Origin of the sequence: Flavobacterium glycines, assembly GCF_900100165.1 — a bacterium.
Taxonomy (GTDB): domain Bacteria; phylum Bacteroidota; class Bacteroidia; order Flavobacteriales; family Flavobacteriaceae; genus Flavobacterium; species Flavobacterium glycines.
On sequence record NZ_FNEO01000003.1, the window covers coordinates 59,341 to 80,368 of the forward strand.

The window sequence follows — 21,028 nt, forward strand, 5'->3', positions numbered from 1 at the left end:
CCATCTTGTTCTAAAAAACGAGATGGGTTTTATTGATTCTATTTGTATCAAAATTATTTTTGACCTGCTAAATAAGCCAAAACATTCTTTTCAATTCTTTCATTGATATTCGAAATATCAGCCTTAACAAACTTCTCTCCTATGATATTTTCGTATAATTCGATGTATCTTTCAGAAACACTTTCAATGTAAGCATCTGTCATTTCAGGAATTTGTTGTCCTTCCTGACCTTGAAAACCATTTTCTATTAACCAACGACGAACAAATTCTTTAGACAATTGTTTTTGCTCCTCACCTTTTGCCTGTCTTTCTGCGTAACCTTCAGCATAAAAATAACGGGAAGAATCCGGAGTATGAATTTCGTCAATCAATACAATTTTTCCATCCTTAGTTTTTCCAAATTCGTATTTGGTATCCACCAAAATCAATCCGCGGCTTGCTGCAATTTCAGTTCCTCTTTGAAACAACGCTCTGGTATATTTTTCTAAAACTAAATAATCCTCTTCGCTCACGATCCCTTTTGCCAAAATATCTTCTCTTGAAATATCCGCATCGTGTTCACCGTTATCCGCTTTGGTAGTTGGTGTAATAATTGGTTCCGGAAATTTATCGTTTTCTTTTAAGCCTTCAGGCATTGTAACTCCACAAATTTGTCTTTTACCAGCAGCATATTCGCGTGAAGCATGCCCTGATAAATAACCACGAATAACCATTTCTACTTTGAAAGGCTCACATAAATGACCTACAGCCACACTTGGATCCGGAGTAGCAATCAACCAGTTTGGAACAATATCCTGAGTCAATTCCATGAATTTAGTAGCAATTTGGTTTAGAATTTGTCCTTTGTACGGAATTCCTTTTGGCAAAACCACATCAAAAGCCGAAAGCCTGTCGGTTGCCACCATTACTAATAACTCATCATTAATATTGTAAACTTCTCTTACTTTACCTCTATAAACCGATTTCTGATTTGGAAAATTAAAATTAGTTGTTCTGATTGTATTGCTCATTTAGATACGTATTGCGTTGATTTTATAAGAATGCAAATTTAGGATTATTTTGAATAGAAAAACAAAGAAAGTTCCCTGTCTTTTATTTAGATTCTAAGCTTGTATTTTTTAAAATATTTTCAACCAAATAATTCGCAACTCCGTCTTGGTGATTTTTTGAAATCACTTCCAAATGTGCCAATTTGTTTTTCAAACTATCCGGTGCATTTCCCATCAACAAACCTTTGGCAGTAGCATTCAACATACCCTCATCATTGTAACCATCTCCAAAAGAAATGGCCTGATGAAATTCGTATCCTTCTTTTTCTAAAATTCGCCCAATAGCAACACTTTTATCTACCGATTTGTTCATAAACTCCAAACAATGTGGCAAGCTAAACGCATGACTAAATGTATCAGGATATTTCTCTAAAATTTGCTCTCTCAATTCGAGCAATTTTCCGTGGCTTTCATGCTTAAAGAATATTTTGATAGCATTAAAATCGGTAATTTCTTTATAATTAACTAATTCAGGAACATAACTTAACTTAGTTTGAAATTCCAACAACTTATTGTCATGTTTATTTGTTTGCCAAACATTTTCTTTAAACAAAACAACGGTATATTCATCTGGAATATCCATCTGCATTACAGATTGTACGGCATTACTTTCCATATTAGTAGCAAAAATCAATTCTTTATCTGGTGCATGAATTCTAGCACCATTAGAAGTAACCAAATAAATAGGAAAATCTAAAGTTTCTACAATGGACATCGCATCCAAATGATGACGACCTGTAGCCACAATAATTAAATAATTCTGATTGTATAATTCTCTAAAAACCTCTTTGGTATAATCTGAAATTTGATGATCACTGTTTAATAATGTTCCGTCTAAATCACTTACAATGACTTTTATCTTTTCTTTTATCATAAATTCATTCGCTCTTATTGTTTTGCAAAAATACCGAAAATACAGGGAAAGAATTTTAAATATATATCAAAATAACAGCAATTTAACGTATTGCTAAACATTATTCCTGTTCTAAAATTTTCAAAATTTACCAAGGATATAAAAAAAGACGACCCCAAATGGAGTCGTCCTTAAATTTGTTCTCAATAATCAAAAATTAATCGGTGTTCTCAGTATACTTATAAGCATCGATTACTTTTTTAACTAATCGGTGGCGTACAATGTCTTTGTCGTCCAGATAAATAATTCCAATTCCTTCAATATCTTTTAAGACCAATAATGCTTCTTTTAATCCTGAAATGGTTCTGCGTGGCAAATCAACCTGTCCCGGATCTCCGGTTACCATGAATTTGGCATTTTTCCCCATACGGGTTAAAAACATTTTCATTTGCGAATGGGTGGTGTTTTGAGCTTCATCCAGAATTACAAAAGCATTATCCAGTGTACGTCCGCGCATAAATGCCAATGGTGCAATTTGGATAATTCCTTTTGCAATATGATCTTCCAGTTTTTCGTTCGGAATCATATCGCGTAAAGCATCATAAAGCGGTTGCATGTAAGGATCCAGTTTTTCTTTCATATCTCCCGGAAGAAAACCTAAATTTTCCCCTGCTTCTACTGCCGGACGGGTAAGGATGATGCGTTTTACCTGTTTTTCTTTCAATGCTTTTACAGCCATTGCTACTCCTGTATACGTCTTTCCTGTCCCTGCCGGTCCTACAGCAAAAACCATATCGTTTTTGTTGATGGTATCAACCAGTAATTGTTGGTTAGGAGTCATTGCTTTTACAATTTTCCCTCCTACTCCGTGTACTAAAATTTTATCATTTGGACTCATTTTTCGGTCGTCCTGAGCATCTCCTAAAATTACGCGTTCAATTACATTATCATCAATATTGTTGTAACGGGTAAAATGAAGCATCAATCTTTGAAAACGCCTTTCGAACTCGTCCAATATGTCTTTTTCTCCAAATGCTTTTAAAGTTGTTCCTCTGGCAACTATTTTTAATTTTGGATAATATTTTTTAATGGTTTCAAGATGAGTGTCTTGAGCACCCCAAAACTCTTTTGGAGCGATGTCTATGAGCTCGATGATTCTTTCGTTCAAAGGGTATAGTTTTAGAATATTACTAAATCAATTTAAAAACTCATCCAAAATGCTTTTTCATCTTGGCTTTATTTGGTTACTATATTAGAATTTATTTTTGCTTTTTTGCTTTTTTGAGATTACTATTATTAGCTTTGCATATCTCAAATTTAATAAAATTTAATTTTAGATTTCACCAATAGTTATAAACAAAAATATGTCAATAATTACCCTTACTACCGATTACGGCTTGAAAGATCACTTTGTTGGTTCTTTAAAAGGGAAAATTTTATCTGAGTATCCGGAGGCTCAAATTATTGATATTTCGCATGATATAGATCCGTTTAACATTGTAGAAGCCAGCTACATTATTGGCGCTTCGTATTCAAGTTTTCCCAAAGGAACCGTTCACCTTATTGGTGTAGATATGGAATTGAATAAAGAAAACCTACACATTGTAATGCAATGGAACGATTCGTACTTTATTGCTGCCGATAATGGAATTTTAAGTATGCTTTCGCAAAAGATAGTTCCGCAAAAAATTGTAGCGATCAATATACACGATCGCTTACCCAGTGATGCTTCGGGACTGGACGTTTTTGTTACAGTGGCTTGTCATATTGCCCGCGGAGGTTTGCTCAATGTAATTGGCAGAGAGATAAACAATGTAAAAGAAGTGACCGAAATGAAAGCGGTAGTTTCTAATGATTCCAACAGCTTGAAAGGACATGTAATTTATATTGACCATTTTGGAAACGTGGTAACAAATATTACCAAAAAACAATTTCTGGAAGTTGCCAAAGGCAGACCGTATGAAATCCAGATGAAAACCAAAAATATCAAAACCATATTGCCTAATTATTCAGCCATTGCTATTTCTGACAAATACCCAATTAAAAATTACGAAGGCGAAAAACTGGCCATTTTTAATGAAGCGGGCTACCTCGAAATTGCTATTTTCAGGAGTAATCCATCCAAAATTGGTTCCGCAAGCAGCTTATTAGGACTGAATTATCGCGATGCCGTAACTATTGAATTTAAGAATTAAAAAATTCAAATAACCAATTAACAAATACACGAATAAACATATATGAAAGCCCTATTATTACGTGAAATTAAATCCTTTTTTGGTTCGCCAATAGGTTATTTAGTTATCGCCATTTTTCTTATCATCAACGGATTATTCCTTTGGGTATTTGAAGGCGATTACAATATTCCAAATTCAGGATTTGCCGACATGACTCCTTTTTTCAGCCTGGCACCCTGGATATTAATTTTCTTAATTCCAGCTGTAAGTATGCGTAGTTTTTCGGACGAAAGAAAACAAGGAACACTTGAGTTGTTACTAACTAAACCATTGTCTGTTTGGCAAATAGCCGGAGGAAAGTTTCTTGGCACTTTATTCTTAATCATCATCGCGATTATTCCAAGTTTTATTTATGTCCAAGTCATTTCTAATTTAGGAATACCTGAAGGCAATATAGACATGGGAAGTACTATTGGTTCCTATTTTGGATTATTATTTTTAATTGCTGCTTATTCATCAATAGGAATATTCACTTCTACCCTATCTGATAACCAAATTGTAGCTTTTATTTTAGCCGTTTTTTTATGCTTCTTTTTCTATTTTGGATTCGAAGGTTTTGCTACTATTACACCATCAATTTCTTCAATAATTTCATCTTTAGGAATGCAAAATCACTTTAAAAGCATGAGCCGTGGTGTAATTGACACCCGCGATTTAATTTATTTTATAAGTCTTACACTAGCTTTTCTTTCGTTTACTGTTTACCAACTTAAATCTTTTAAATTGTAATGATAACTGCTAAAAAAAGAAACCTTAAATCAGTCGTAATTACAATTGCTATTCTTTTAGTATTAAATATTATTGGTAATTACTTTTTTCATCGTTTTGATTTAACCAAAGACAAAAGATATACCTTATCGCAAACCTCTTTAAACATCATTAAACAGGTTAAAGAACCGCTTTCGGTAAAAATCTATATGGAAGGCGATTTACCTGCCGAATTCAAAAGATTACAACAGGAAACTAAAGAATTACTGGAAGAATTTCAGGCTTACAATTCGAATATTATTTTCGAGTTTGTAAATCCTTTAGAAAATGAAGACGAAAGCATGAACAACATCAAAGCGTTGTACATGAAAGGCCTGACCCCTGTAAACATAACCGTAGACGACAAAGGAAAACAATCTCAGGCTATGGTTTTTCCGTGGGCAATAGCCGTTTATCATAACAAAGAAGTGAATATTCCATTGTTGAAAAATATTATGGGAGCCTCAACTACCGAAAAAGTAATTGGTTCAGTACAACATTTGGAATACTCCATTGCCGACGCTTTAAATAAAATTACTAAAGAGAAACAAAAAAAGATAGCAGTAATTAAAGGAAACGGAGAAATCCAGGATGTTTTAATAGCTAAATTTCTTTTACAAATTAGGGAAAGTTACCACATTGGACCTTTCACCTTAGATTCTGTAGCAAAAAATCCAATTGGTACATTAGACGCTTTAAAAAAATATGATTTAGCCATTATTGCCAAACCAACAGAAGCTTTTACAGATGCTGAAAAACAAGTCTTAGACCAGTTTGTCATCAATGGCGGAAAAAGTATGTGGTTAATGGAACAAACAACTGTAGAAATGGACAGTTTGTACAATGAAGCAGGTGCTACTCTCGCCTTTCCCAGAAATCTGAATTTGAATGATATGTTCTTTAAATACGGAATTCGAATCAATCCTGAAATTGTAAAAGACGAACAAGGAAGTCCTATAAAACTTGCTACAGGTGAGCCAGGAAGTGCAACGCAATACCAATCTTTCAACTGGAAATTTGCTCCTTTAGTTTATCCGGAAAGTCAGCATCCTATTGTGAAGAATTTAGGAGGAATTAAATTTGATTTTGCCAATCCAATTGACACTTTGAAAAACGGAATCAAAAAAACGGTTCTATTACAATCTTCACAATATTCTAAAAAAATCGGAACACCAGCCGAAATCAATTTGAATATTGTAACTGAAGAAACCAGTCCGAATCATTACATCAATACCGGAAATATTCCGATGGCGGTTTTACTCGAAGGCAACTTTCATTCGGCATTTCAAAACCGGGTTTTAGCTTTCAAACAAAACAATTTTGAAGCAACCGGAAAAAACAATAAAATGATTGTCATTTCGGATGGGGACATCATAAAAAACCAATTGGATAAAAATTATGCTCCTGTAGAATTAGGATTTGATCAACGTTCCGGAAATTTATACGACAATAAAGATTTCCTGCTTAATTGTGTAAATTACCTACTGGATGACAATGGACTTATTAACATTCGTTCTAAAGATTTAGACCTGCCTTTATTAGATAAAGAAAAAGTTTACGACAATTACACCCTGACTCAAGTCATAACTATCGGGCTTCCAATTCTAATTTTAGGCATTTTTGGAGTTGTATTTAGCCTTTTAAGAAAACGCAAATACAGCAGATAGATGTTAATAAAAAATTTTCTAAACTAGATTTGTTTACGATATATTTGTAAAAATGTATCATTTGTAAATTCCAAAAAAAGATACCCAAAAAAATAAAATATACCAGATGAAATTTATAGTATCGAGTTCGTACTTATTAAAGCAATTACAAGTTTTAGGAAGCGTTATCAACAGTAGCAATACCCTGCCTATTCTGGATAACTTCTTATTTGAATTAGACAATAACGAATTAACAGTTTCTGCCTCTGATTTAGAAACTACCATGTCAGCAACTTTGTCTATCGATTCTACAAGTAAAGGAAGCGTAGCTGTTCCTGCTAAATTACTTTTGGAAATCTTAAAAACATTCCCGGAACAACCTTTAACATTTACAGTTGAAGAAAACAGCACTATAGAAATCAGCTCTAATTCAGGAAAATACGCTTTAGCTTATGCTCCTGGAGAAGAATTTCCTAAAGCAGTAAACTTAGACGAACCATCTGTAACTTTAGTTCCTGCCGATGTTTTAGCAACTGCAGTAAGTAAAACCATTTTTGCTGCCGGAAACGACGATTTACGTCCGGTAATGTCCGGAGTATTCTTCCAGTTTTCTCCACAAGGTTTGACTTTTGTGGCTACTGATGCTCACAAATTAGTAAAATATGCCCGTACAGATGTTACCGCATCTCATGTTGCTGATTTTATTATGCCAAAGAAACCGTTGACTATCTTAAAAAATATTCTTGCTACTTCTGACGCTGAAGTAAAAATTGAATACAACGATTCGAATGCTACTTTTTCTTTTGACAACTATGTTTTAATGTGTCGTTTAATTGATGGAAAATATCCAAATTACGAAGCTGTAATTCCAAAAGAAAATCCAAATAAATTAATGATTGACCGTTCTCAGTTTTTGAGTTCTGTACGTCGTGTGGCTATCTTCTCAAACAAAACAACGCATCAAATTCGTTTGAAAATCGCAGGAGCTGAATTGAATGTTTCAGCCGAAGATATTGATTACTCTAACAAAGCCGAAGAAAGACTGACTTGTGATTATCAGGGTGACGATATGCAAATAGGTTACAATTCCCGTTTCCTGACTGAAATGTTAACCAATCTTCAATCAGATATGATTATGCTGGAAATGTCCTTACCTAACCGTGCAGGGATCTTAACACCTGTTGATGGATTAGAAGAAGGCGAAACAGTAACCATGCTTGTTATGCCTGTAATGTTAAATAGCTAAAATATTTTTGCTAAAAAAACGAAATCAATAAAATTTGCAGTATTTATTTTTGATATTAAAATATAATACTTATAATTGCAAAACAAAAATTGTTATTAACCAACCATTTTTTATATTTAAAAAACCGCGATTCCTCCTTGAAAAGCGGTTTTTTTTCGTTTTAAACTTTTTTAACCATTTAAGTCATATAAGCTATATAAGTTTAAAAAAACAACCACAGGTCAGATAGACTAAAAGGGTTTTAAATCCTTTGTGAACTTTGCAAAAAGATTATATGTAACTTATATGGTGAAAAATAATTAATCACTGATTTTTACCGATTATTTTTGATTAAATAATTTCCATTTTTTTCATTAAAAAGGTTGCACTCTTATTTTGGCAAATTCCTTTTCGAAGTTTATAATCAAAATGCAAATCATTCTCCTTGATTTCGACCTCAAAGCAATTGTTAGTCAAAATCTCCGGAAATTCATTAGTAGTTAAACAAACTTCGATATCGTGAGTAGCAATAGCTCCTAAAGCTTTTTTAGCAATCACTTTTTTTAGCACCTCAATGGTTCCATTGCGTTTATCATCTGAATTGGTTCCTCTTAAAATTTCATCCAATAAAACAAAAGCCGGCTCTATAGCCAAACCATCCATAATTTGTTTTAAACGCTTGATTTCGGCAAAGAAATAGGATTCGCTATCTGATAAAGAATCCGACAATCGCATGGAAACCAAAACCGGCAACGGATGAACATCGGCCTGAGCAGCACAAACCACCGAACCGGTTCCCGTCAAAACCATATTAATTCCTAAACTGCGTAAAAAAGTACTTTTGCCCGACATATTGGAACCGGTCAAAATCATAAACGATTGGGGATAAAAATAAGTATCATTCCCTACCCTTGTTTTCGGATTCAACAACGGATGACCCAAATTAGTAAAACCAATTTTATATTCGGAATTAATGCTTGGGAAAACAAAATCAGGATTATTATAGGAGAAATTAGCCAGACTATTCAGTTTTTCGAATTCGCCAATAACATCCAGCCAATCTTCTAAATCGGCGGCATGTTCTTTTTTCCAAGCTAATAAGGCTTTTAAAACATGAAAATTAAATAAAAATGTTCCGTTGAATACCACTGCGGTGACCAAATTAGCAATAGTATCATTTCGGGAAAACAATTCCGAAAGTTGTTTTAAATGTACACTTGCAGGCTCTTTTTTCAATTGCAAACGTTGTTGCAGGACTTTTAATTTTGCGGAAGCAAAAATGGTATTTTCTATTTTTTCAAGCAAAAGTCCGTACTTGCCAATTATTTTATCAATATTATCCGAATTGGCTATTTCTAACTGAATACGTTTGATAAACCTACCCAAAACCATCAAATTAATCAGAAACAGATAACTCAAACTTTTAAGAATAATCATATTAGACGTAAATCCATAAATCACCGAAGTCATCAAAAATAAAACGGGACTCACATAAGCGAAAACCAGAGTCCAATTAGGCAAAGATTCTCTATTAAAACGACTCCAATCTAATAAAGACTGATAACTGGATTCCTTATCCTCGGTTACTTTGGCCAAAGCCAGAAACTCCTGTCGAAATGCTATTTTTTGAGTTAACTCTTTAATGGCTTCCTGGTTTTTCTGAATTTCCTCATTTAAAGATTTGTGTAATAAACCATCCGCTAAAATCTTTTTCCCAATATAAGTCGCCGTTCGATTCAGATACTGAAACAACGAATTATTTCCAAAAATATCTAAATCATAAGCATATGAATGATGGAAATCAATAAATTCAGCTCCGTTTTCAAAAGGAATCGCTTTCCTTTCTAAAAAATCAATTTCATTCTTATTGATGTCTAAAAGTGCCTGATTTATTTTTTTCTTAAACTGAAGTTTAGAATGAATTCGCATTAAAAAAATGAAGGCAGCAAAAAACAAAACGGCCAATAACAAACACAAAACTCCTGTATTTTGAAAATAATAATACAAGAAAGTAAAAAACAGCGCAACACTAATCAGTCTTAACAAACTAATTAAATTGTACTTACTGTTAATTCTACTCAATTCATCTGTGTAAAAACTAACCTTAGACTTATATATATCCATAATTTATTAAATGAATTACAAATATATAGGAGCCTAATTTATAAAGTGTAAAAAAACGCTAAAAAGTAAATTATTGAATAGGAATAACTAAAATAGGAAGATCCCAATGCGCCGCACAATCCTTAGTCAGACTGTGATGAAATAGATTTTCAAAAAAATTGCGTTTATAAGTCAACATTGCTAAAATGTCCACATCTTTAAACAAAATAAAATCAAGAATACTTTCTTTAACTTCTTCGCTAAAAACGACAGTAAATTCTACCGGCTCTCCGGCAAATTCTTCTTCCCATTTTTTAATGGTTTCTTTAGAGACATCTGAAGTATCCGTTTTAACATAAAGACATTTGATTTTTGCTTTCATTTTTTTAGCAATTTCAACAACATCTTTCAATGCCGCCTTGTCTTTAGGTCGAAATCGGGTTGTAAAACCAATATTTTTTATCGATTTGTATTTGGCTTCCAAAGGAACACTCAAAACAGGAATACGAACATCCGAAATAACAGTAGTAGTATTGGTTCCTAAAAATAATTCGGTCCAGCTCTTTTCCCCTTCTGTTCCCATAACAATGTAATCAATTTGATCCTCTTCTATCGCTCTTTCAATGGTATACAATAAATTTCCATCCATTAACCGATGTGTCATTTTAATATTTTCCAAATTGCGTTGCTGAGCAATGGCATGAAGTTTAGGTAATTCATCTTTAAAAACCTCAAATTGTGTCAATTCTACTGATTCATAAATCAACATATAATTTTCCGGAAAATACTGACTGTCAAAAACAGGCAAATCAAAAGCATGCAATAATATGAGTTCTCCATCTATTCGATTTGCAAATTCTAAAGCATGGACAAAAGCATTGGTAGCAGTTTCAGAAAAATCGGTAGGAAATAATATGCGTTTCATTTTAAATCAGATATAAAATTAGACATCAACAAACAGAATAAAGATACGATTTTAACGTATTAATTCCCAATAAATTATACTTTTATATTTCAAGGTTAAGCTATACTTCTTTAGATTTAGTACCTTTGCGGCCAATTCAGAAAAAAATGCTAAACAACGATTCTATAGTAGCTCTGGCAACAGCATCCGGAGCAGGAGCCATTGCCATTATTCGTATTTCGGGAGCCGATGCCATTAGCATTGGGAATTCGGTTTTTAAATCGGTAAAAAACAAAGATTTAACCCAGCAAAAATCACATACCCTGCATTTAGGGCAAATTGTTGACGGTACAAAAACACTGGACGAAGTTCTGGTATCTGTTTTTAAAGGTCCTAATTCATACACCGGAGAGAATACAATAGAAATTTCCTGCCACGGTTCTACTTATATCCAGCAGCAAATTATTCAGCTGTTGCTTAGAAAAGGCTGTCGCATGGCTGAAGCAGGCGAATTTACCCTGCGTGCCTTTTTGAACGGAAAACTCGACTTATCTCAGGCCGAAGCCGTAGCCGATTTGATTGCTTCAGACAACGAAGCCAGTCACCAAATTGCGATGCAGCAAATGCGCGGTGGTTTCTCTAACGAAATTGCCAAACTGCGTGAAGAATTATTGAATTTTGCTTCTTTAATCGAATTAGAATTAGACTTTGCCGAAGAAGATGTAGAGTTTGCCGACCGTACTCAATTTAACGAATTGATTAACCGAATCGAATTAGTCTTAAAACGCTTAGTTGATTCCTTTGCTGTTGGAAACGTAATTAAAAACGGAATTCCTGTAGCCATTGTGGGTGAACCCAATGTTGGAAAATCGACTTTACTGAACGCTTTACTGAATGAAGAACGCGCCATCGTTTCAGACATTGCCGGAACAACACGAGACACTATCGAAGATGAATTAGTCATTGGCGGAATCGGATTCCGTTTTATCGATACTGCCGGAATTCGTGAGACTCAGGATTATGTGGAAAGCATCGGAATCAAGAAAACTTTTGAAAAAATAGAACAGGCACAGGTGGTTTTGTATTTAGTTGATGGTTGTCAGTTGTCAGAAAACCAAAAATTAGATGATTTATTGGTGGATATTGGAAAAATAAAAAATCAATTTCCTTTAAAACCTATCGTTTTTATCATCAACAAAAAAGATTTAATTTCCGAAGAAAATTTAGCAGAAATCAACAAAAAACTTACTTCTGACAACGATCAACTTACCACCATTTTCATCTCTGCCAAACAAAATAGTGGTATTGAAGAACTGAAAAACCAATTGCTATCGTTTGTCAACACCGGAGCATTACGCAATAACGAAACAATCGTTACTAATACAAGACATTACGATTCGCTACTTAAAGCTTTAGAAGAAATTCAAAAAGTAAAATACGGACTGGAAACCAATCTATCCAGCGACCTGATGGCATTGGATATCAAAGAAGCTCTGTACCAGTTTGGTATGATTACCGGACAAGTCACCAATGACGAATTACTTGGGAATATCTTTGCTAACTTCTGTATCGGGAAATAAGTCACAAAAACACCACATAACAGAACACTGTAAACCCTTTATTTTAAAGGGTTTTTTATTTTTATAAAAAATTATAGTAAGTTATATTTTGTTATTTTTTGGTATGATTTGTACCTAATTTGTACCTCAAATTAATATAATTTCTATATTTGTTAGAAACTGGATAAATTATGTCCCTTAATTCATCTTATTTCATCATAATTCCTCTTAATTCTATTTAAATGAGTTCAAACATTTTTATAACGAAAATTTGTGAAAATTGTAATAAACCATTTACAGAAAGAACAACGAAAACAAAATTTTGTTCTCAGACATGCGCCAGCAAAGCCTTTAAAATAAGGCAAAGACAAATTAAGGTGCAAAAAACAAATGATGAGACTTTTTTAAAAATAAACAAGATAAAAGAACCGATAAAAGACAAGGAATTTTTATCGGTGAAAGTAATTATCTTAAAAAAAATAAAGCAAAACAATAACATACCGCAAACCTAAATTTTCGTTTATTCAATGTTTAATGCTAAGAACAGTAATATAAATATGTTTTATTTACTATAAAATCTAATTCTATTTTTCTAAATCTTTCATCGCAACTACTTCGTATTTTTTATCTTTTAAATATTCCAGAATATTTTTTAAAAAATCAATGGAAGTAGTATAATCCGGATGTAAGATATCAGGAATACCATGGAAAGTTAATACTAAAATATCCTCTTCTTTTATATTTTGTAAAGCTTCTAATGTTCGATTTTCGTATTTATCAGAAGATATAACAGTAAAACTTGGAATAGCAAATTCTGAATCCTTATCAGCTTTATAATATTTAGCTCCTCCGGTTCTTGCAAATTGATACCCCAATTCTTTTAATATGCGTTGTGAAATAGTGTCATACCGATTTCCGGGATAAGCAAAAGAAATTGGTTTTGGAATTCCATACTCTTTGCATTTATCATCAATATACTTTACTTCCTCTTTTATTTTATCAGGACTCAGTTTCGTTAGATTTTTATGATGTCCGCTATGATTTCCAATTTCAAAACCCTTTTTATGTAATTCACGAATTTGATTCCAATTCATAAATTCCTTTTCTTCTCCGGCATTTTTTACAGGAAAATCACAAACAAAAAAAGTTGCTTTAAAACCGTACTTTTGCAACAATGGTGCTACATTATTGTAATGCGAAATTTCAGCATCATCAAAAGTCAATACTACTTTAGCTTTAGCCGTTTTTTTTAAAGAAACTTTTTTAGGCTTCTCCGCTTTAGACTTATTGCTTTCCTCTGGGGTTTTCCCTTCCAGCTTTTTCATCGCAGCTGCATATCTTTTACCTAATTCACGAGCCGAAGCAGTATTAAAATGCAAATGATCCCCGCCATCAGTCAAATCCTGTGCAGTTACTACTGCTGCATTAGCTACTTCATTAGGCAATTGACTAATAATTGGATTAATGTAATTTACTTTGTTAAAATACCCTATTTCTCCCGCAATAAAAGGCAAATTTGGCGCATTTAGATCTTTTCTTAAATTATCCACCAAAGCTTTGAGTTTTGACAAATAAACTGCTGCTCTTTTAGCATCATTATCCGATTCCCCCTGATGCCATAAAATCCCTTTCAAGACTCCGCTTTGCATGGCAACTTTAGCACGTGCAACGGCTTCATCATAAGGGAAATTATCAAAATATTTAGCCCCGGGCGACCATACTTTTATTGGAGAACCTCCCCAGGCACAAGGTATCAAACCTATTTGAGAATTTTTCTTTCCCTCAAGCATGCTTTTGGCAAAACTGATAGCGGGTCCAACTCCTGCTGAAGCCCTGTCAAAATGAACCGGATCTTTGGCTACTACCCAATTATTATTTTTATCAAGCATTAAAATAGCTTCTGATGTTTCCTGACTTTGTGCATCAACAGTTCCTCTACCCGCCATATTAGACTGTCCGATAAGCAAATACAAATCCAGTGTCCTGGCTGTTTTATTTTGTGCATAAGCATTAAAACCGATGCTTAAAAATAAACAACTTATTAACTCGAATATGATTTTTAATTTTATTTTCATCGTCTTAACAATATAAAATTCCCGTTATTGACTAACGGGAATTAAACTATCAAATCAATTTATTTATTAGCCTTCAACTCTTTTTGACGGGCTACTTGATCAGGAGTTAAAATTGCATTAATTTGTTTTCCAATCTCTCTGATTTTTGCTCTGTTAGCATCCTTCGTATCTGGATTAGCCTTGATATCATCATATAATTTTTTTTGTTCTTCAAATAAAGGCAACATTAATTTTTGTTGCTCAGCAGTTAAAGACAATTCAGTTGTCATTTTCTCTACTTTTTTTGTTGACCAAGCTGATACTTCCTGAGCAAATCCGTTTAATCCTAGAGCCAATAAGGCTACAATAAATAATTTTTTCATTTTTGGTTAATTTTAAGGTTATTCAAAACATTCATAATTAATCCCCAAAATTAATTTCACTAACAAATCTTTCATTATCACACTTTGCCAATCTTTATCAAAATAGGACATCAACACACAATCACCTTAAAAACAATATTTTAAAATTTTAATTTTAGCTACTTATTTCCATAAAAGTCAAAAAAATGATAAAATTGTTATTATAAAAACGAAAGAGCCTCCTATATGAAGACTCTTTCGTTTTTATAATAATACAGAATTCTTTTTTTCTTTAATTTTGAATTGAATAACGAATTCCCATTTCAAGTCCTGCCAATTCAGCCAGACCTTTTAACCTTCCAATTAATGGATATCCGGGATTTCCGCTTCTGTTAAAATCGTCTAACATTTTATGTCCGTGATCCGGACGGATAGGCAAATTATAATCGGTTCTTCCTACAGACTTTCTTCTGATTTGTTCTTCGACAATGGCTTTCATTACTCCCGGCAAATCCACTGTTGGATCTAAATGCTCTGTTTCATAAAAATCTCCGTTGTCTAAAATTTTGGTACTTCTTAAATGAAGAAAATGCACACGCGCGGCATATTTTTTGAAAATTTCAGCCAAATTATTGTCTTTTCTCGCTCCTAATGAACCGGTACAAAAAGTAATACCGTTATGTAAAGACGGACAAACAGTAGATAACCATTCGAAATCATCTGCTGAACTCATAATACGTGGTAATCCTAATAACGGGAAAGGAGGATCATCTGGATGTACGGCTAAACTAACTCCGGATTCTTCAGCAACAGGAATGACTTCGTTTAAGAAAAAAGCAAAGTTTTCTCTTAATTTATGTTTGTCAATCCCGTCATATTCAGCCAATAATTTTAAAAATATTTTGATAGGCTCTTTTTCATCTTCTCCCACAGCTCCGTCAATAAAAGACTGAGTAGCAACAATAATATTATAAGCAAGTGCACGAGCATCTTCTTTGGTTAAAGTCTGATAAAGATCCTCTGCTTTTTTAATTTGGTCTTCAGAATAATCCTTAGAAGCATTGGGTCTTTCTAAAATAAATAGATCAAATGCAGCAAACAAATCGGCTCCAAAATACATCGCTACCGTACCGTTCTCAAGTGTATAATTCAAATTGGTTCTGGCCCAATCCAATACCGGCATGAAATTATAGCAAATAGTTGTAACTCCACATTTTCCTAAGTTTTTGACGCTTTCCTTATAATTGGCAATAATTCTGTCGCGGCTTGCTTTTCCTTTCTTGATATCTTCATGAACCGGCAAACTTTCAACCACATCCCATGTAAGACCATGCGATTCAATATTATTTTTAGTCTTCAAAATCTCTTCTACCGACCAAATTTCGCCATTCGGAATATGGTGTAATGCCGTAACTATACCGGTTGCTCCTGTTTGTTTAATTTGCTCCAGACTAATTGGATCCTTTGCTCCAAACCATCTTAATGTCTTTTTTAATTCCATTTTATTATTTTTTAAACTCCGCTAAAAGAACTAAATCCTCCATCAACCGGAATAATCGTACCAGTTATAAAACTTGCCGCATCCGAACATAAAAATTGAACAATTCCATTCAATTCATTGATATCTCCAAAACGTTTCATTGGGGTTCTTGCTAATACTTTTTTACTTCTTTCTGTGTAAGAACCATCTTCATTGATCAACACTTTTCTGTTTTGATCTCCAACAAAAAATCCGGGAGAAATTGCATTTACTCTTACTTTTTCTCCAAATTTAGTCCCCAACTCCATAGCAAGCCATTTAGTAAAAATATCAATCCCACTCTTAGCTACAGAATATCCCGGTACTCTTGTTATTGCAGACAATGTTGACATCGAAGATACATTAATTATACTTCCTTTCCCTTGATTTGCCATAACTTCTCCAAAAACAATACAAGGATAAACACTTCCATTCAAATTCAAATCGGTTACTTTTTCAAAGTCACTAATTTTCATATCAAAAACAGTTTGTTCCTCAGTTAATGTTGCACCGGGCATATTTCCTCCTGCTGCATTGATCAGGATATCAATTGTTCTCCAGCTATCCAGGATTTTTTTGCGTGTTTCTTTCATTTCTTCAACATCCAAAACATTGGATACAAAACCTATGGCTTCACCGCCCATTTGTTTTAATTCCTCCACACGATCATTTACATTTTCTTCTCTGATATCCAGTACAACCACCTTACATCCTGCACTAATTAAGTGTTTTGCAATGCTTCCTCCAAGTACTCCACCACCACCGGTAACAATTGCCACTTTTCCTTTAATACTAAATGTATCATTCATATCTTATTTATTTTTAGATTAATAGAGATACAAATTTAAAGAGAAGCAAAGCCAATTTTATTTCCTAAATTTGCATACAATGACACTATTTTTGCAAGTTAAAAAATGTTGCCTATGAGAACAATTATGAACGAACGGCTTCCTATTTCGGAATCTTCTCCTTTAAAAGCACGTTTTTTTGATTATGCCTATTTTTCTTATCCCTTACATTTTCATTCCGAATACGAGATTATTTACATTCAGGAAGGTACGGGAACCCGATTTCTAGGTAACAACATTGCTCAATTTGATGCCGGCGATATATTGTTGATTGGTTCTAATTTACCGCATTTTATGAAAAGTGATGATGAATACCATTCCGGAAATACCGATTTAAGAGTGAAGGGTACCATCATTCAATTTGAAAAAGATTTTATGTATTATGCGATCAATCATTATCCGCATTTTATCAAAATCAAAAAATTATTGCAGGATTCTGTCAGAGGGATTTACTTTTCTTCAGCCAGGTCGCCAAAATTAAAGGATTTATTAGCCAGACTGCCTCTGGAAAACGGTTTGAACCAACTGATGCTTTTTTTGGAATTGCTGAAAGAAATGTCGGAAACCGACAACAGACAAATTATTTCCACGTCGGATTTTATCAATGAAACCATTTATGATACAGCAAGAATCGACAAAATAATATCCTATTTGAATAAAAACTACACCCGCCATATCAGTCTTGAAGAAATCGCCTCTTTTGCCGCGATGAATGCAGCTGCTTTTTGTCGTTATTTTAAAAGCAAAACAGGTAAATCTTTTAAAAACTATATATTGGATATGCGCATTGGTTATGCCTGCAAATTATTGATTATGGAAGATATCAGTATTTCAGACATAAGTAGTCAATGTGGCTTTGAATCCATTTCTCATTTCAATAAAACATTCAAAAAAAGCCTGGGATATGTTCCGTCTCAATACCGAAAAACAATGTTAAAGAATTAAATATTCTTTTCTGTCTAAAAAAAGTCTTCGACAGGCTCAGACTGACAGAAATAATTATAAAAAAAGAGCCTTCTATCTGAAGACTCTTTCTTATACTATTTCTCAAATTTTAATTCCCATCCGGTTTAGTTGTTTCAATTCTAACACTAGCCGGCACAGTCCATTCACTTGGCTGAGATGGCTTTTTAGGATCATATTTAGGCACTGTGGTTTTTATATTTTTAGCAATATCTAACTTTAAATCTCTGATTCCCTGCACCACACATTTCGCTACTTCATTAGCACCGAAACTACAAAAATGGGTATTATCAGCTAAGGCTTTTTCCTGATTTGGGAAAGTATTGGCAGGATAAAATACGAATGCTTTTTTAGAAAGTTCGTCATCCCAGCTTTCATACATAGACGTCGTCATGTCGGTAATATCTATCAAAGGTACTTTCATTTCAGCAGCTACCTTACGCATCGCGTCCGGAAATTCACCATGTGTTGGTTCTAAAGTTCCGTCAGCATTAAAGTGGCGTCTTTGGGTAGGCGTTATCAATACCGGAATTCCTCCTTTTTCTCTTGTTCTGCTTACAAATTCTTTCAACAAAGTGGTATATTGTCCCCAGGCACCTTTTCCTTCACCTTTGGCTTTTTCATCATTGTGACCAAATTCAATAAAAAGATAATCGCCTGGTTGCATCAAGTATAGAATTTTCTCCAATCGATTGCCTGATTTAAAAGAACTCAATGCCAAACCGGAACAGGCATAATTAGCCACTGACACATCTGTAGTTAAATAATTTGGAAAGTACTGTCCCCAAGAGCCCCAAGGCTCGTTCCCCTGATCGGTAACAGTGGAATCTCCTGCTATAAAAAGTGTTCTAATTTTTGAAACTGCTGTAATTTTAATACTTTGGATATTAGGCGTTCCTAAAAACTCCAAAGTCAATTTATTATCCCAATTCAAGCCGCTGATTTCGCTAGGTTTTAAACCTATTTTTTTATTTCCATCAAATTCTCCTGTTCTTACATTTACAATAAAACGCTCCGTTTTTATTTCTTTTTCAGCTGTTTTTATTTCGCGTAACATCAATCGTCTGGATTCCGCATTTACTGTAGTTACTGCTTTTGTATCTCCTCCTAAAACAACCTCAACACTGTAATTCCCTTCAGGCAATTTTATCGAAAAATAAAACGGACTACTGGCTGAAATTGATTTCTTATCAAAGGTTAGGTTTTTATCCGATTGAAAATCGAATCCATAACCCAAAGCATCACTATATTCAATTACTTTATTAATTACTGTTCCTGAATTGCTTTTAGCTTGCTCTCCAAAATTAAATTCTAATGCAGCTTGCTTTTTTTGAGCATTTGCACTGAAAAACAAGCTAATAGCCAGCAGCGATAAAAAACTTTTTTTTAAGTGTTTCATGGTAAAATTTATAATTATATTTTTTTATTTTTTGGTTCTAAAAGGCAAGGCAGGCAAACCTTCGTTATTAAAAAGATTAGGCATAGCAGCTTCATTCCAAGCAAATCGGACTTCGACCGGTTTTTTTATTTTTTCACTGCTAACAATTACTTTATTACCAACAATCACTGCTTTTGCATTTTCAAAAGAACCATCTCCTGAACCTATTTGGAACCAGGACAACAAACCGTCATTAGCAGTTGTTTTCAATCCCGAACCAACAGAATCAAACTCCAAAATGGCTTTATCACCATCAATAGTCATTTTTTTAAAAACAGGTCCGCTATACACCACGTTTTTCTTTCCATATTGCGTTGCCAATGCCCAGCCGGCCAAGCGTTCGCCTACAATCCATTTGTAAGATGGATGAATATCAGCAAGATTATCAACTAAGTCGGTTGTCACTACCATACCTGTGTTGGGAACGCGTTTCATAACCTGAGTTTGTGCTTCCCAAAATTGTGGCAAAGTTTCCGAAGTATGTTTTATCGGGTCTTTCTCGCGGTGAGAATAATTATACGGAGCCAATTGCACAAAGTAAAACGGTAGTTTGTTATCCAGCCAGGCTGCTCTCCAACTGTCTATGAGTGCTTTTTGCTTATCAGTATAAATCGCTATATCTCCATTAATCAAATTGGTTTCGCCCTGATACCAAAGAAAGCCGCCCAATGTGTAAGGAGCCATAGGGCGAATCATCGCTTCAAAACGCATTCCTACTTGCTGATTATCCAATTTTTCATTTGTAATTTTATTAGCGAATAACGAATTAGAAGCATAAGCCTGCATTGGAGTCCAATTTTCGATAGGAGTCCCTCCCCAGGCCGAAGTGATAATTCCCACAGGAACATTCAATTCCTTCATTAATCTTTTAGCAAAAAAATAAGCCGCTGCCGATGTTGGAACCAATCCGGTGCTGTCAGCAATATGCCAGCCATCCGAAGGCAGGGTTTTGGATTTCAAATCTTTATTTACATACAACAATCTCAAACGCGGATCCTGCTTAGCGCGAAATGCGTCCTTCAAATAGTTTGGGTTTCCTTTTTGAGGTTTGGCATATTTGGGATGATTGTTCATCGAATACTCCATATTGGACTGACCCGATGCCAGCCAAACTTCTCCTACCAATATATTTTGAAGCGTAATTTTATTTTTAGCTCCCATAATTTCCATAACAGCCGGAGTCGAAGACGCTTCCATAGAATCCAAAGAAAGCGACCATTTGCCTTCGGCATTAGCCTTTGTTTTCTTATTTTGTTTTTTAAAACTCACCGAAATACTTTCATTGGGCTCAGCATTACCCCAGATAACTACTTTCTTACCACGCTGCAATACCATATTGTCACTAATCACTTTCGGCAGTTCAATCGCGTGTAAATTGCAAATACTTCCTAATAACAATAAGCTAAAGATGAATTTAAGTTTGGTTTTCATTTTATATTTATTTGGTTGTTGTTAATTTTATTTTTTTAAAATTATGTGATTTATATTTTTTTAACAAATGTTAAATTTTTACATTTTTAAACT

Annotated in this window: 18 protein-coding genes; 7 read left to right on the forward strand and 11 right to left on the reverse strand. The window is 33.9% G+C overall.

The annotated features are described in order from the left end of the window. Positions 1–53 precede the first annotated feature (53 nt). From BLR17_RS10070 to BLR17_RS10080, 3 genes are all read right to left on the reverse strand, one after another. Positions 54–1,010: a phosphoribosylaminoimidazolesuccinocarboxamide synthase gene (locus BLR17_RS10070; protein ID WP_066323798.1), complete on the reverse strand. Its 957-nt coding sequence runs from the start codon at positions 1,008–1,010 to the stop codon at positions 54–56. A gap of 82 nt (positions 1,011–1,092) precedes the next feature. Further along, positions 1,093–1,923: a Cof-type HAD-IIB family hydrolase gene (locus BLR17_RS10075; RefSeq protein ID WP_066323794.1), complete on the reverse strand. Its 831-nt coding sequence runs from the start codon at positions 1,921–1,923 to the stop codon at positions 1,093–1,095. A gap of 196 nt (positions 1,924–2,119) precedes the next feature. After that, positions 2,120–3,070, reverse strand: a complete 951-nt coding sequence (locus BLR17_RS10080) for a PhoH family protein (protein ID WP_066323791.1) — start codon at positions 3,068–3,070, stop codon at positions 2,120–2,122. A 196-nt stretch (positions 3,071–3,266) separates the two neighbouring features. On the opposite strand from BLR17_RS10080, the gene BLR17_RS10085 reads away from it, so the two are divergent. The 4 genes from BLR17_RS10085 to dnaN all read left to right on the forward strand — a co-directional run bounded on the left by BLR17_RS10085 (position 3,267) and on the right by dnaN (position 7,775). Further along, entirely contained in the window at positions 3,267–4,097 is an 831-nt protein-coding gene (locus tag BLR17_RS10085; protein ID WP_066323790.1) for an SAM hydrolase/SAM-dependent halogenase family protein, read from the forward strand. A gap of 42 nt (positions 4,098–4,139) precedes the next feature. After that, entirely contained in the window at positions 4,140–4,865 is a 726-nt protein-coding gene (gldF, locus tag BLR17_RS10090) for a gliding motility-associated ABC transporter permease subunit GldF (protein ID WP_066323788.1), read from the forward strand. Beyond that, positions 4,865–6,550 (forward strand): gliding motility-associated ABC transporter substrate-binding protein GldG, encoded by a 1,686-nt coding sequence (gene gldG / locus BLR17_RS10095; protein WP_066323787.1) that lies wholly within the window; start codon positions 4,865–4,867, stop codon positions 6,548–6,550. The genes gldF and gldG overlap by 1 nt, the downstream gene beginning before the upstream one ends. A 106-nt stretch (positions 6,551–6,656) precedes the next feature. Continuing rightward, positions 6,657–7,775, forward strand: coding sequence for a DNA polymerase III subunit beta (gene dnaN, locus BLR17_RS10100; RefSeq protein ID WP_066323786.1), 1,119 nt, complete (start codon positions 6,657–6,659; stop codon positions 7,773–7,775). 330 nt (positions 7,776–8,105) lie between these two features. Here dnaN and BLR17_RS10105 read toward each other — a convergent pair whose 3' ends face one another. Together BLR17_RS10105 and BLR17_RS10110 are read right to left on the reverse strand one after the other, a co-directional pair. Continuing rightward, on the reverse strand, positions 8,106–9,878 hold the full coding sequence (locus BLR17_RS10105; RefSeq protein ID WP_066323785.1) for a MutS-related protein: 1,773 nt from the start codon (positions 9,876–9,878) through the stop codon (positions 8,106–8,108). A 70-nt stretch (positions 9,879–9,948) separates the two neighbouring features. Beyond that, positions 9,949–10,782, reverse strand: coding sequence for a universal stress protein (locus BLR17_RS10110; protein WP_066323783.1), 834 nt, complete (start codon positions 10,780–10,782; stop codon positions 9,949–9,951). A 146-nt stretch (positions 10,783–10,928) separates the two neighbouring features. Here BLR17_RS10110 and mnmE point away from each other — a divergent pair, with 146 nt between their 5' ends. Next, complete coding sequence (mnmE, locus tag BLR17_RS10115; protein WP_066323781.1) at positions 10,929–12,341, forward strand: tRNA uridine-5-carboxymethylaminomethyl(34) synthesis GTPase MnmE; 1,413 nt, start codon at positions 10,929–10,931, stop codon at positions 12,339–12,341. Between the two features lie 221 nt (positions 12,342–12,562). Continuing rightward, positions 12,563–12,832: a hypothetical protein gene (locus tag BLR17_RS10120; protein ID WP_066323778.1), complete on the forward strand. Its 270-nt coding sequence runs from the start codon at positions 12,563–12,565 to the stop codon at positions 12,830–12,832. A 72-nt stretch (positions 12,833–12,904) separates the two neighbouring features. Here the strand turns inward: BLR17_RS10120 and BLR17_RS10125 are convergent, their stop codons facing one another. From BLR17_RS10125 to BLR17_RS10140, 4 genes are all read right to left on the reverse strand, one after another. Next, positions 12,905–14,395 carry a sialate O-acetylesterase gene (locus BLR17_RS10125; RefSeq protein WP_066323777.1) on the reverse strand — a complete coding sequence of 497 codons (1,491 nt, stop codon included), beginning with the start codon at positions 14,393–14,395 and terminating at the stop codon, positions 12,905–12,907. 59 nt (positions 14,396–14,454) lie between these two features. Next, a complete protein-coding gene (locus BLR17_RS10130) occupies positions 14,455–14,757 on the reverse strand; it encodes a hypothetical protein (protein WP_066323774.1) in 303 nt (100 codons plus the stop codon). A 271-nt stretch (positions 14,758–15,028) separates the two neighbouring features. Continuing rightward, on the reverse strand, positions 15,029–16,237 hold the full coding sequence (gene uxuA, locus BLR17_RS10135) for a mannonate dehydratase (protein WP_066323771.1): 1,209 nt from the start codon (positions 16,235–16,237) through the stop codon (positions 15,029–15,031). Positions 16,238–16,248: 11 nt separating this feature from the next. Continuing rightward, entirely contained in the window at positions 16,249–17,064 is an 816-nt protein-coding gene (locus BLR17_RS10140) for an SDR family oxidoreductase (protein WP_066323768.1), read from the reverse strand. 114 nt (positions 17,065–17,178) lie between these two features. Here BLR17_RS10140 and BLR17_RS10145 point away from each other — a divergent pair, with 114 nt between their 5' ends. Next, on the forward strand, positions 17,179–18,048 hold the full coding sequence (locus BLR17_RS10145; RefSeq protein WP_066323963.1) for an AraC family transcriptional regulator: 870 nt from the start codon (positions 17,179–17,181) through the stop codon (positions 18,046–18,048). A 109-nt stretch (positions 18,049–18,157) separates the two neighbouring features. Here the strand turns inward: BLR17_RS10145 and BLR17_RS10150 are convergent, their stop codons facing one another. Together BLR17_RS10150 and BLR17_RS10155 are read right to left on the reverse strand one after the other, a co-directional pair. Continuing rightward, on the reverse strand, positions 18,158–19,465 hold the full coding sequence (locus BLR17_RS10150; RefSeq protein ID WP_066323766.1) for a rhamnogalacturonan acetylesterase: 1,308 nt from the start codon (positions 19,463–19,465) through the stop codon (positions 18,158–18,160). Between the two features lie 24 nt (positions 19,466–19,489). Next, positions 19,490–20,935, reverse strand: a complete 1,446-nt coding sequence (locus tag BLR17_RS10155) for a sialate O-acetylesterase (RefSeq protein ID WP_066323763.1) — start codon at positions 20,933–20,935, stop codon at positions 19,490–19,492. Between the last annotated feature and the right edge of the window lie 93 nt (positions 20,936–21,028).

Coding starts and splice junctions, on each gene's coding strand:
- BLR17_RS10070 (WP_066323798.1), bottom strand. CDS start 1,010: ATGAGCAATACAATCAGAACAACTAATTTTAATTTTCCAAATCAGAAA.
- BLR17_RS10075 (WP_066323794.1), bottom strand. CDS start 1,923: ATGATAAAAGAAAAGATAAAAGTCATTGTAAGTGATTTAGACGGAACA.
- BLR17_RS10085 (WP_066323790.1), top strand. CDS start 3,267: ATGTCAATAATTACCCTTACTACCGATTACGGCTTGAAAGATCACTTT.
- gldF (WP_066323788.1), top strand. CDS start 4,140: ATGAAAGCCCTATTATTACGTGAAATTAAATCCTTTTTTGGTTCGCCA.
- gldG (WP_066323787.1), top strand. CDS start 4,865: ATGATAACTGCTAAAAAAAGAAACCTTAAATCAGTCGTAATTACAATT.
- dnaN (WP_066323786.1), top strand. CDS start 6,657: ATGAAATTTATAGTATCGAGTTCGTACTTATTAAAGCAATTACAAGTT.
- BLR17_RS10105 (WP_066323785.1), bottom strand. CDS start 9,878: ATGGATATATATAAGTCTAAGGTTAGTTTTTACACAGATGAATTGAGT.
- BLR17_RS10110 (WP_066323783.1), bottom strand. CDS start 10,782: ATGAAACGCATATTATTTCCTACCGATTTTTCTGAAACTGCTACCAAT.
- mnmE (WP_066323781.1), top strand. CDS start 10,929: ATGCTAAACAACGATTCTATAGTAGCTCTGGCAACAGCATCCGGAGCA.
- BLR17_RS10120 (WP_066323778.1), top strand. CDS start 12,563: ATGAGTTCAAACATTTTTATAACGAAAATTTGTGAAAATTGTAATAAA.
- BLR17_RS10125 (WP_066323777.1), bottom strand. CDS start 14,395: ATGAAAATAAAATTAAAAATCATATTCGAGTTAATAAGTTGTTTATTT.
- BLR17_RS10130 (WP_066323774.1), bottom strand. CDS start 14,757: ATGAAAAAATTATTTATTGTAGCCTTATTGGCTCTAGGATTAAACGGA.
- uxuA (WP_066323771.1), bottom strand. CDS start 16,237: ATGGAATTAAAAAAGACATTAAGATGGTTTGGAGCAAAGGATCCAATT.
- BLR17_RS10140 (WP_066323768.1), bottom strand. CDS start 17,064: ATGAATGATACATTTAGTATTAAAGGAAAAGTGGCAATTGTTACCGGT.
- BLR17_RS10145 (WP_066323963.1), top strand. CDS start 17,179: ATGAGAACAATTATGAACGAACGGCTTCCTATTTCGGAATCTTCTCCT.
- BLR17_RS10150 (WP_066323766.1), bottom strand. CDS start 19,465: ATGAAACACTTAAAAAAAAGTTTTTTATCGCTGCTGGCTATTAGCTTG.
- BLR17_RS10155 (WP_066323763.1), bottom strand. CDS start 20,935: ATGAAAACCAAACTTAAATTCATCTTTAGCTTATTGTTATTAGGAAGT.